General features: G+C 71.4%; 9 protein-coding genes. 3 read left to right on the forward strand and 6 right to left on the reverse strand.

All coding sequences use genetic code 11. From position 1 onward, the window contains the following. Positions 1-83: 83 nt before the first annotated feature. Both EP7_RS27560 and EP7_RS27565 read left to right on the forward strand, forming a co-directional pair. Complete coding sequence (locus EP7_RS27560; RefSeq protein ID WP_463525474.1) at positions 84-3,095, forward strand: hypothetical protein; 3,012 nt, start codon at positions 84-86, stop codon at positions 3,093-3,095. 50 nt (positions 3,096-3,145) lie between these two features. Further along, positions 3,146-4,189 carry a prenyltransferase/squalene oxidase repeat-containing protein gene (locus EP7_RS27565; RefSeq protein WP_463525475.1) on the forward strand — a complete coding sequence of 348 codons (1,044 nt, stop codon included), beginning with the start codon at positions 3,146-3,148 and terminating at the stop codon, positions 4,187-4,189. A 4-nt stretch (positions 4,190-4,193) separates the two neighbouring features. Here EP7_RS27565 and EP7_RS27570 read toward each other — a convergent pair whose 3' ends face one another. From EP7_RS27570 to EP7_RS27595, 6 genes are all read right to left on the reverse strand, one after another. Next, positions 4,194-4,841 carry a DUF2780 domain-containing protein gene (locus EP7_RS27570; protein ID WP_463525476.1) on the reverse strand — a complete coding sequence of 216 codons (648 nt, stop codon included), beginning with the start codon at positions 4,839-4,841 and terminating at the stop codon, positions 4,194-4,196. Then, positions 4,838-5,059, reverse strand: coding sequence for a YegP family protein (locus EP7_RS27575; RefSeq protein ID WP_463525477.1), 222 nt, complete (start codon positions 5,057-5,059; stop codon positions 4,838-4,840). The genes EP7_RS27570 and EP7_RS27575 overlap by 4 nt, the downstream gene beginning before the upstream one ends. 131 nt (positions 5,060-5,190) lie before the next feature. Further along, on the reverse strand, positions 5,191-6,198 hold the full coding sequence (locus EP7_RS27580; RefSeq protein ID WP_463525478.1) for a hypothetical protein: 1,008 nt from the start codon (positions 6,196-6,198) through the stop codon (positions 5,191-5,193). 24 nt (positions 6,199-6,222) lie between these two features. Then, positions 6,223-6,612, reverse strand: coding sequence for a hypothetical protein (locus tag EP7_RS27585; RefSeq protein ID WP_463525479.1), 390 nt, complete (start codon positions 6,610-6,612; stop codon positions 6,223-6,225). 69 nt (positions 6,613-6,681) lie between these two features. Next, entirely contained in the window at positions 6,682-7,806 is a 1,125-nt protein-coding gene (locus tag EP7_RS27590; protein ID WP_463525480.1) for a DUF1559 family PulG-like putative transporter, read from the reverse strand. A 106-nt stretch (positions 7,807-7,912) separates the two neighbouring features. Further along, complete coding sequence (locus tag EP7_RS27595) at positions 7,913-8,605, reverse strand: NAD(P)H-hydrate epimerase (protein WP_463525481.1); 693 nt, start codon at positions 8,603-8,605, stop codon at positions 7,913-7,915. A 117-nt stretch (positions 8,606-8,722) separates the two neighbouring features. Here EP7_RS27595 and EP7_RS27600 point away from each other — a divergent pair, with 117 nt between their 5' ends. Next, complete coding sequence (locus EP7_RS27600; RefSeq protein WP_463525482.1) at positions 8,723-8,962, forward strand: FmdB family zinc ribbon protein; 240 nt, start codon at positions 8,723-8,725, stop codon at positions 8,960-8,962. The last annotated feature ends 1,193 nt before the right edge of the window (positions 8,963-10,155 follow it).

Raw genomic sequence — 10,155 nt, forward strand, 5'->3', positions numbered from 1 at the left:
GGGCGATGATGCTCGGTGAAGTCGGCCCCGATTCCCCCGGACAAACGCCGAGGTGAGCGCCCCTCACGGCGGAGACGACCGAGATGGCCAAGCCCGAGCCGCAAAGCCAGCTTACCCCCGCGATCGGCCGGGCCCTGCGCGGGCTCGAACGTCGCCTGCGGTTGGTCGCCGCGATGCGCGGGCTGGGCACGCTGATGCTGGCCGCCGCGGCCTGCCTGACCGTCGGCATGGCGGCCGACTTCGCCTGGGACGCCCCCGATTGGGCCAGGCGCATCGCCTGGATCATCGGAGTGGGCTGCCTCGCCACCATCCCGATCCGCACGTTCGTCCATGCGTTCATGAGACATCCCGGGGCGCTGGCCCTGGCGGCGCTGGCCGAACGATCCGACCCGGCGCTCGGCGACCGGCTGACCGCGGCGGTCGACCTCCTGCTGAGGCCCGCCGGATCGCCGGCCCTGGTGCGAGCCACGATCGCCGAGGCCGAGGCCCGCGCAGACGCCGTCGACGCCCGCCGCGCCGTCCCAGACCGGGCCGCCCGCCGCCATTTCCTGGCCGGGCTGCTGGCGCTCGCCCCCCTGGCGAGTGCGGCCTGGCTGGCCCCCGACTCGATCGGGGTGCTCCTTCGCCGGGCTCTCGTCCCCCGCTCCGACCTGCAACGCATCAGCCGACATCTCATCGAAGTAACCCCCGGCGATCGCGAAGTGGCGCTCGGCGACGACGTCGCCGTGACGGCCCGCGTGGCCCCCCGGTTCGGCGGAACGCCGCCCGAAGAGGCCTGGTTGGAGTGGTCGGGGCCCGACGGTGGTAACCCCCGTCGTGCCCGATTGGTCCCCGATCGAGGCCGCCCCGGACACTTCGCCGGGACGCTCCCCGCCTCGATGCCCGTGACCGGATACCGGGTCCGCTCGGGGCCCGCCGCCAGCCGCCGCCACGAGATCCGGGGGATTGAGCCCCCGACCATCGCCGGGCTGACGGCCACCGTCCGGCCCCCCGCGTACACAGGCCGCCCGACGACCACCGCCCGGGACGCCTCGCGCATCGTCGCCTTCGAGGGGAGCACGATCACGCTCGCCCTTCAAACCAAGGCCGACCGGGCCACCCTGACCACGCCCGGCGAGCCTGCGCGGCCATTCAACCGGACGAGCCTGGACTCATCCTTTCAGATCGACATGAAGGCCGATGAGTCGGGCACCTTCGCGATCGGACTCGTCGACGCCCGGGGGATCGCCGGTCGATCGGGGCCCGCCAGGCACCTGGCGGTCGGGCCCGACGAGCCGCCGACCGCCGTCGCCCACGGCCCGGACGCCGGGACCAGGGCCAGGCCTGACGACGTGCTGACCATCCGCCTGGCCGCGGCCGACGACGTGGCCGTCGCCTCCGCCGAGCTGCACTGCGAGGTCAGGCGGGTTGCCCCGGGCAAGTCTCCCTCGCCCGCTCAGATGCCGATCGACCTCGAACGCGTCGGCCCCTCCGAGGTCCGCGGGCTCGCCCTGCTGCGGCTCGCCCCGCTGGGCCTGGCCCCCGGCGACGTCGTGGCCTGCCGCGTGAGGGTGGCCGACAATCGGCCCCCGCCCCGCGGCCCCAACGTCACCTGGGCCGACCTGCCCCCGCTGACGATCGCCCCGGACGCCGAGCCCCTGGGCCTCCAGGCGGGCAGGCGACGCCGCGACGCGACCCGCGAACGGATCGACACACTCGCACGCGACGCCGCGACCGCCCGCGTCGAGGTCGAGCAGCTGCGTTACGCCGCCGACGCCGCGGCGCGGGGCAACGGCCGATGGGACGACGCGAGGAAGGACGACCTCGCACGCAGGACGCGCGACGTGGCCGCCCTGGCCGATCGCCTCCGAGCCCTGGCCGGCGACCTGGAGCACGACCAGGACGCCCGATTCAGCCCCCTGGCCGCCCCCGCCCGCGGCGTGGCCGAGGCGCAGGTCGAGCCCGGCCGCGACCGCCTCGAACGCGCGGGCCGTTCGACCACCCCCGGATCTCGCCTGGACGAGTTGCGCCGGGCCGATGCCCACCTCGCCGCCACCCGGACCGGCCTGGACGAGCTGCGCCGCGACTTCGACGAGCTGGCCCGCGACGACGCCGACCGCGAGTCGCTGGCCCGGCTGGCCGAGGCACAGGACGCGCTGGCCGACCGCGCGGGCGACCTGGCCAAGCATCGGCCCGCGGGGGGAGAACTCGACCGCCTGAAGGCCGAGCAGGAGGCCCTCGGCCGCGACGTCGACCGCCTCGTCGAGCAGTCCCCCACCCTCCGCGCCGAGCTGCTGTCCGGCCAGATCAAGGAGGCAGGCGCCCTGGCCAACCGGGCCAAGGACCTCGCCCGCCGCAACGCCGAGCCCCCGCCCGACCGGGCCAAGGAAGCCGAAGACGCCCGCGCGTTGGCCCGCGAGGCCGAGCAAGTCGGCAAGTCATTGGCCGATCTCGCCGACCGATCCAAGGACCTCAGCCCGGCCTCGCGCGAGCCCGCGCAGGCCGCCGCCAAGCAGCTTGGCCGCGACGCCCCCGCCGCTCTGGACCGTGCCGCCGATGCCCTGGCCGGCAACCGACCCGACGACGCCAGCGAGGCCCGACGCAAGGCCGGCGAGGCCCTCGAAGGCGGGGCCCGCAAGGCGACCGACCTGGCCGGCTCGCTCCAGTCCGACTATCCCGAGCTGAACATCGCCGAGCCCGACGCCCGAGTCGACCCCGCCCTGGCCGGTGCCCGGGAGGCCCTTCGCGCCGCCGCCCGAGAGATCGACGGGCCCCCCGGTGAAGACGCGGGCAAACCCGCGCCGTCGGCCGAGCCCGCCATGCGCCAGGCCGCCGCCGGCCTCCGCGCCGCCGCCCAGCCGCCTCGGCCAGGCGCGGCACTTGCGGGCCCCGCCGGCACCTCGGCCGGCAAGTCGGCCGCCGCGGCGGGTATCGCCGCCCCCGACCTCTCGACTCTGCCGGCGCTCGCTCGCCAGAGGGCCGGCCGCGCCTGGGGCGGTCTGCCCCCCCACCTGCGTGCCGCCCTGCAAAGCCAGGGGATGCGCGGCGGCTACCGCGACGACTATGAACGGCTCATCCGCCTCTACTTCCGCGAGGTCGCCGCCGATCCCCGCTGAGCCTCATCCATCCACGGATCTCTGCTCTTTTGAAACCTGAATCCCATCGAATGATCTTCCGACTCCTCTTCCCGGCCGTCCTCATCGCCTCGTCGCAAGCGACGGCGCAGGACATCCCGCCGTCGGGCCGGCCCACCACGCCCGCCAGCGACCAGGCCGTGCGACGGGCGCTCGACTACCTGAAGGGGACACAGAAGCCGGACGGCGCCTGGGAGTCGGGCGGCTTCGGTCGGGCCACCTCGGTCACGTCGCTGTCGGTCCTCGCGTTCCTCGCCGCCGGCCACGTCCCGGGCGAGCCCGGGCCATATCGAGACTCGGTCGAGCGAGGGATCGGTTATGTGCTGGGCAGTCAGCGGCCCAACGGGATGCTCGTCTCCAATGCAAGTCACGGGCCCATGTATTGCCACGGGATCAGCACGTTGATGCTCGCCGAGGTCGTGGGCATGACGCCCGACCCCGCGCTGGCGGCACGCTGCCGCGAGGCCCTGGCCCGAGCCGTCGCGCTGATTTTGCAGGCGCAGGCCCTGGCCAAGAACCCCGACAATGCGGGCGGCTGGCGGTATCAGCCCACCAGCCGCGACAGCGACCTGAGCGTCTCCGGCTGGCAGGTGCTGGCCCTCCGCGCGGCCCGCTCGGCCGGGTGCGCCGTGCCGTCCGCGCCCATCGACCGGGCCCTGGCCTACCTGAAGCGGTGCGCCCACCCCGACGGCGGCTTCGGCTACCAGCCGGGCATGCCCCCCAATAATCCGCGGACCGGTACCGGCGTGCTTGCCCTGGAACTGTGCGGTGAGCATGGATCCGCCGAGGCCGTCGCGGGCGCCCGCTACCTGGCCGCCCGGCCGCCCCGCTGGTCCAACGAGTACTTCTTCTACGAGGCCTACTACTGCTCGCAGGCCACCTTCCAGATGGGCGACGAGTCGTTCCTGGGCTACTACCCCAAGCTGGTCCCCATCCTCCTGGAGCACCAGGAGACCGACGGGAGCTGGCTGTCGGCCGACGGCAATGACCGCTCGGGCGGCCGGGCCTACTGCACCGCCATGGGCGTCCTTGCCCTGGCGGTCGAATATCGCTACTTGCCCATCTATCAGCGCTGATTGTTCAGGCTTTCTCCGTCGCCCCGCCCGTCAGCGCGTCGGCCCCGGGCACCAGGGCGATGATCTTGTCGATCACCTCCTGGGGCAGGTAGGCCTTCATCAGCTCGATGGCCTTGGGCAGGAACGCCGCGATCTGGTCCACGCTCAGGCCCGCCTTGCCAAGCAGGGCCAGCAGCGCCACGGCCGAGCCGCCACCGCCGCCCGCCAGCTTGCTGGCCATGCCGATCAGGGAGCCGAGGAGCCCGGGGCTCGCGGCCTCGTCGACCGGCCCGGCCTCGTCCTCGAACGACTTGATGGCGCCGTCGGCGCCCGGCACCGAGGTCTCCACCGTGCCGAACAGTTCCGGGCTCAGGTGCTGCTTCAGGAACCCGAGCAAGGCCCCGAGCCCCTGCTCCGCCACCTTGGGGTCGATGCCCACTTGCGTCGCCAGCGTCGTGATCAGATCCATGCTCGGCCGCCCCTGCTCAGTCCCCGGCTCGTCGCGCCCCGCGCGGGACGCCTCGTGAACCCGACGACTGTGCCAGGCGGCGTGCGCCGGGTCAACGGCCCGACGACCTGAGAACAAAAATTCATATGAAGCCCAGAACGATGATCCGCACGTCAACACGGGGCCCCGCGCCCGATCCGTCGTGGCGGGGGCCGGCCCCGTCATCGCGCCGCGACTTCCGACCGGGCGACCGGCGTCGACGCGGTGTCGTCCGCGGTCGGGGCGACGGCTCCCTCGGTCTTCACCAGGTTGATGCCGTGCTCGCAGTCGGCCTTCGCCTTGTAGCCCTCGCCGGAGGTGGCGATGATCTTGCCATTGCCGGCCCTCAGGCGCCAGCGGAATTCGCCCTTCTTGTCGCTGTAAATCTGGAAGGAGCTGGCCAAGGCGCACCTCGCTTTCCCAAGGAGAGTCGTCACCGCCCGCGCGGGGCACTCACCGCATCTTCCCCGGTCAGCCGGGCCGAATCAACCGCCATGCCTCCCGCTTTCGCGTCGGCCCCGGGCACGCGGCGCGCTCAGCGGGGCTCGCGCACCAGGGTCGGGGCCTGGAAGCGAGACGGCTGGCCCGTCGTGTGGCCATCATTGTCGTACGTGATCAAAAGGCGCACCTTGATGCGTCCGGCATCCTCTTGGACTTCCAGCACGGCCAGCCCTTCGGCCTTCAGGCCCGGCTCGAAGCGGGCCAGCTCCTCGGCCCCCTCGGCGCGGCCGTCGGCCACGAACCAGAGGGTATTTCCGTGGAAGGCGTTGGCCTCGTCCTCGGTGGCCGTCAGCACCAGGAATCCGCCCAGGGCGGGCACATCTTCCAGCGAAGTCAGCTGGCAGCGGACCCCCTCGCGGGCCCCGGGCTCGAACCGGAAGAGCGGCCTCAGGGCGGGCTCGGCCACGCCGGACGCCAGGTCGGCGGCCACCGCCCTGACCCGGTCGTCGGGCTCGCGGAGGCCGATCACCAGCTCGCGCCGGGCCCCTCGCTCGCGGATCGCCAGGCCTTCCACCTTGCGCTTCGCCAGCGCGGCCGGGGCCAGCCCTTCGGCCTCCAGGGCGCCGGCGATCGACCCGGCCACGGCCAGGGTCTCCACCGATGCGTCGTCGATCGCCGGCCGGCCGGCGAGGTCGGCGACCCTGAACCGGATCAGCACCGAGTGGGCCAGCCGCTCGGCCTCGGTCTTGCCGCCGTGCGAGCCGATGGCGTAGATGCGGCCCTCGGAGTCGCGGGCCATGCCCTCCCACTTGGGGCTCGGGCCCGCTGCGGCCAGGAACCGCGGCGAGGCCAGGGGTTCGCCTTGCGCCCCGTCGGCAATCGTCATCAGTCGCAGCGACGCCTCTTTATCGTGGGCCACAAGGGCGTGCAGGCCGTCGCCCAGTGGCTCGACCGCCGAGGCCTCGATGGCCGCGTCGGTCGAGCCGTCGCGCACGAACGGGGCGGGCGGCGGGCCCATCTCCAGGCGGTACGTCCAGGCGTCGTCGGCCGAGGCGCCCGAGCCGAATCCCAGCAGGGCCGCCGCCATCCAGAAGGCTCGCATCGGTCGACTCCCCATCAAATCCAATTACTTGAGCGCGATTAGATACTCGGATTCGGACTCGCTCACTTCGATCGACACCCCGGACGAGCCGGGGCTCCGGTACTTCGAGGGAAGCCGGCCCCGGCCGGGCGCCGTGACGGCCACGCGGTGCAGGCCCGAGACCGCGCCGTCGCCGGCCCGGAAGGTGGTCAGCACGAAGGTGCCGTCGGGCCCGATCTCGCCGTGGGCCTCGCGGCCCGAGTCCTCGGGCTCGAACCGGATGGCCCCGCCGGCCAGGGGCTTCCCTTTGTAGGTCACCTTGCCCCGCACCGGCAGGGTGGCCGCCACGTGGGCCCCCTCGCCCGCCCCGCCGCCGCAGCCCGACGCCAGCAATGCGAACAATGCCGACGCCGTCAACCAAGGCCGAATCGTCATCTCAAGGGGCTCCCGTCGCGTACCACTCACCGATCGCAATATCCACGAAATTAACATGCTTCGACTGCTTTAGAAGGAGTCGGCCGAGATGACCTCGCCGCCGGCAATGGTGCCCATGGCCCGCCAGGCCGTGGCATTGATCGTGTCCTTGACGAACCGGACCGAGCCGTCGCCGAACAGCGAGTTGACGCCGCCGGGGTGCATGCTGCTGGCCGCCAGCGACATGTAGGTCGGGCCGCCGTCGTTCTCGTCGACCGAGTCCCAATCCATCGGCACGAGCTTGCCGGCGTTGGAGAACCCGGTGGCGCGGCTGCGGGCCTTGACCGGGCCGTTGGGGGTCACCGCGGTGGTAAATCCCGAGTAATAGACGCCGCCGTTGCACCAGCGCGTGTGGCCCAGCGGGCCCCCCGCCTTGATCTTGCCGGTTGCCGCGCCGCACGAGCCGATCAGCTCCGCCAGGGCCGCGTTGGAGGCCGCGCCCGGGGCGGGCACGTTGGTCGGGCTCCAGGTCCCCACGCTCGCGTCCGACGGCACGCTCGGCGCCTTCATGCATCCGCGCATCTGCGCGTGGCCGATCGTCCCCTCGGACGCCATCAGGCTGTTGCTCAGGCCGTCGGAGACCATCGCGATCGAACGGGCGTAGTTGGGGCCGAACATCGACTTATTCATCGGCCCGACCGAGTTGGTCGCGCCCCAGTTCACCGACCAGACGTACCAGTCGCCGTCGCTGGTGCCGTAGCTGGTGGTGGCGTAGCCGGTGTTACCCAGCGTGGCGTCGTCGATGTGCGAGCCGGGGTCGGCCGGGCACGTCAGGGCCGCCAGCGGCATGTTCGACACCGTCGTGTTGGGCGGCTCGCTGTAGGTCAGGTTGAAGTTGATCGAGTTGAAGAAGGCCGTCTGCTCCAGGAACGGGGCCACCCGGGCGAAGGCGCTCCAGGATGACTCGAACGCCCACGAGCCGGGGCCGCCGGTCGCCGTGGGGATCAGGATGGTGGTGGGCGGGAACGCCTGGTTGGCGCTCTCGTAGTTGTGGAACGCCAGGCCGATCTGCTTCATGTTGTTGGTGCACTGGATGCGCCTGGCCGCCTCGCGGGCGCTCTGCACCGCGGGGAGCAGCAGGGCGATGAGCACGGCGATGATGCTGATGACGACGAGTAATTCGATCAGGGTGAAGCCACGTCGGGCGGATTTCACGGCGGTCAACTCCGTCGGAGTATGGATGGATCGCGTCCTCGATGCAGAGCACGAAACCAGGATGATCCGCCCATATGAGAATTCCGGCGCAAACTCCGTGAAGATCTCAAGAACCCTTCACAATTCCGCCCCCGAACGCAGCCAGGGCCACCCGAGGCAGCCCGATGTCCACCACCCGGACCTCGCCCGTGTAATCCGCTGCCCCGGCTGCGTCGAATCCCAGCTTGGGCGCCACGAACGTCGCGGTGGCCCGCGCCCGGACCGCCAACCCCAGCGGCTTCCCCGTGTCGGCATCCAGGCCCGAGGGGATGTCGAGCGCCACCACCGGCCGGTCCGACGCGTTCAACGACTCGACGACCGCGTGCAGCACGCCTTCGAGCGGCCGGGATAACCCCGTCCCCAGCAGCCCGTCCACCACCCAGTCGGACCAGTTCCAGAGCCCGGCAAGTTCGGCCGCCGTCGGCTCGGGCCAATGGACCTGATCGATTCCCGACTTCTCCAGGATCAGCCGCTGGACGCCCGCATCGCCCGAGACGGCACCCGCCGCCGCCAGCCAGACGACCTTCACGGTGAACCCCCAGCCGTCCAGGTGCCGGGCGACCACCCCGCCGTCGCCGCCGTTGTTGCCCGCCCCGCAGACGACCGCCACCTTGACCGGCCCCCCGGCAAGCTCCCTGATCAGGGCCGCCGCCCCTTGGCCCGCGTTCTCCATCAGCAAGAGCGTGGGCAGGCCCAGCTCAACGGCCGCCTTCGCGTCGATCGACCGAACTTCTTCCCTGGATAGCGCACGGATGCCCATGAATCTTCCTCCAACCATTAGCCCGTGAACGACTTAGCCGACCTCGGCCGCCATTGACACCCGCCCCGCCCGCGTCCCACAATACCTCGCCAACCAAGCCAGCCACGGAGCGCCCCCATGCCGATCTACGAATATCGCTGCGAGCCCTGCGCCAAGACATTCGAGACTCTCATCCGCAACAACGGCGACACACCCCGCTGCCCCGACTGCGGCACCATCGAGGTCGCCAAGCAATTCAGCGTCCCGGCCTCCGTCCATTCCAACGGCGCATCCTCCCTGCCGGTCTACAACGCCCCTGCCCCGGGCTTCGGCTGCGGCGGAGGAGGCTGCGGAGCCGGTGGCTGCTCGATCGACTGAACCCGGCCGTTTGAAGTCCAACGAGCCTCGCTCCGGGACCGGGGCGAGGCTCCGGCCGATCTGACTTCCTTCCAGCCGCCTGCCTGCGGGACGCCGACCGGGGCCTCGGCGAACCTTGCAGTCGATGCGCGAAGGCCAGACGTCCGCTCCACTTCGGGCGCCACGGCCTGCGATCGGATCTCCGGGTTGCCAGCACGAGAGGCCCGACTCGCCGTGAAGGCGCGGGGACCACTCACGGGCCCTGCGCGATCGTCAGGGTGGCCCCGGAATGGGCGACGCCCCGTGGATTCAGACGTTCGGCGCACTTCACAGCTGCCTCCCGGGGCGAAGTGTCGGCGGCCCGAAACCTGAGAAAATGGCAGGATTTCTCGCCGGTTTTGCTCGCGGATTGCAACTGACCGGGACGGGCCACGTTGCGACCCCGCACGCCCCGGCCTGGCTCTTTGGCAATTCGGCCGGATCGAGTGCTGCGAGTGCCGGCCGGCCCGTCGACGATCGAGGTGCAGGAGTTCGGTCATTGAGACCGGAACGGCGGAGCACGGAACCTGCTCACCCTTAATAAGACGCAACCCAACAAGGCAATCTGCTTCCAAAAATCGAGCGAAGCGAAAAGAATTTTTCTTACGCGACCCCAGAAGCTAGATGTCAGCAGAGGAAGGCCAAGCCCATCATAGCATCCCCTTAACGGGATGTCCAGGGCTCGAATCGGAATTCTCCGGGGCCTGGAGCCCTGGGCATTCTCGCGCGGCCTGAGACGCGTACAGGCCGCCCCACAATCCGGGGTGTCGAGCCGAGTTGCCTCGCCTCGATACCCCGAGGACGCCGTTCGGGGCCGGGGCGGCGGGCAGGCACACGGGTGTCCGGCCGACGCAAGCAGATCGGCCCGGATGCGGGCTGGGGGGGAGAAGGATTCGACGCAAGTCGGCGCCGGCGTGCGCGTTGCCGTCGACCCAAGTCGACTGCGGGCGCGGGCTTGGCGCGTTGACAAGGGTCCCCCGAGGGCGCATATCTCCCTGGCGATCTGAAGGCTCCATCTTGCCGCGCACCCCTGAATTCTCAACTTCCGGCTCAGGCCGGAGGGCCCCGACCGCCGATTCGTTGTGTCGACGGACGGCCGAGTGTTTGTGGCGGGACCGGGTTCCTCTGGGCAGAACAAGCCCCGGGAGGTCGGCCGCCGGAAGGTGGGCGGTGCG

The sequence above is a fragment of the Isosphaeraceae bacterium EP7 genome (genome assembly GCA_038400315.1).
In the GTDB taxonomy this organism is placed as follows: domain Bacteria; phylum Planctomycetota; class Planctomycetia; order Isosphaerales; family Isosphaeraceae; genus EP7.